This is a genomic window from Carboxylicivirga sp. M1479, from assembly GCF_007097485.1.
Taxonomy (GTDB): domain Bacteria; phylum Bacteroidota; class Bacteroidia; order Bacteroidales; family Marinilabiliaceae; genus Carboxylicivirga.
Genome location: NZ_VKDE01000078.1, coordinates 1 through 1,462, shown reverse-complemented (window position 1 = coordinate 1,462; position 1,462 = coordinate 1). Strand labels below are relative to the sequence as shown.

Sequence of the window (1,462 nt, the reverse complement as noted above, 5' to 3'; positions counted from 1 at the left end):
TAGTCAAACCTTAAAAGTGACTTAGGGAGTTGATATTCAGTAGATAATACATCTCATTAAGTTTCTTGTTCTGCAAGCAATTGTGTATTTTAGTAACAAAGCTTGCAGATATGGTTGGAAAACAAGACAATACCCCTCAGTTAAGTATTTTTGATACACCCTTGGAACGGTTTATCAATTTAAAACACGAATTATGTGTTTTGTCTTGTAAAATTGACTGGACTTCAATAGAGGATGACTTTTCGATATATTATTCTGAGATAGGTCGTCCTTCTGTCCCTATTCGTAGAATGATTGGGTTATTATTGTTAAAGCATATTTATAATTTGAGTGATGAGGCAATTGTCGATAGATGGATTGAGAACCCTTATTGGCAATACTTTAGTGGAGAGAAGGTTTTTCAAACTCAGAAACCCTTTGATCCAACTGAATTTATACATTTTAGAAACCGCATTGGTAAAGAAGGTGCAGAAAAGCTTTTAAAGCTATCAATTCATCTATTTGGTAAAGAGGCTCAAGAAAAAGAAGTATTAATTGATAGTACAGTACAAGAAAAGAACATCACTTACCCAACAGATGCTAAATTACACAAGCGAGTTATTGAGAAGGTTAATAAGATAGCAAAACAAGAAGGTATTGTCTTGCGTCAAACTTACACCAGGACATTAAAACAGTTAATGATTGACCAACGTTTTCATAACCATCCTAAACGGAGAAAGAAAGCCAAAGCAGCATTGCGGAAAATCAAAACTATAGCGGGTCGTCAAGTTAGGGACATTGAAAGGCAATTTAGCCCATCTCAAGAATTGAAATACAGAGAGATATTTGTTATTCTCAACAAGATATTAAATCAGCAAAAAGGCGATAAGAATAAGATTTACAGCATTCATGAACCCAATGTTAATTGTATTGCAAAAGGGAAAGAAGCTAAAAAGTTTGAGTTTGGAAATAAATCAGGAATCGTTGTAACTAAAACGACAAAAATTGTTGTTGGCGCTATTGCTTTTGAAAACAACCCATACGATGGGCACACACTCGAAGAGCATTTGAAACAAACCGAATATTTAACTGAAAGCACACCTAAAATTGGAATCGTAGACAGAGGGTATAGAGGAAAAAAGAACATTAAAGGAGTTGAGATAATATCACCATCTTTTACTAAAAAAGAAAATTCGCAATACCAAAAACGGAAAGCTAGAAAACGATTTAGAGCTAGAGCTGGTATAGAACCAGTTATAGGCCATATTAAGCACGATCATAGAATGTTAAAGAATTACTTAAAAGGGGCCATCGGAGACCAACTAAATACAATCTTGGCTGGAACGGGCTTCAATTTAAAGAAAATGCTCAATAGAATTAAAGAGCAGATTCTTTTTACCCTTTTTCAAATGTTAAATGATTGGGAAGTACTTCTTTTGAAAATTGTAGCTCATCAAAATACAAGGGTTTTTAAGGTTTGACT

General features: G+C 34.0%; 1 protein-coding gene. It reads left to right on the top strand.

Going from position 1 to position 1,462, the window contains the following annotated elements:
• Positions 1-110: 110 nt before the first annotated feature.
• Positions 111-1,460, top strand: coding sequence for an IS5 family transposase (locus FNN09_RS20830; protein ID WP_143304418.1), 1,350 nt, complete (start codon positions 111-113; stop codon positions 1,458-1,460).
• Positions 1,461-1,462 lie beyond the last annotated feature (2 nt).

Bases quoted from the DNA above. Each gene is read 5' to 3' on its own strand.
- FNN09_RS20830 (WP_143304418.1), top strand. From the start codon at position 111: ATGGTTGGAAAACAAGACAATACCCCTCAGTTAAGTATTTTTGATACA.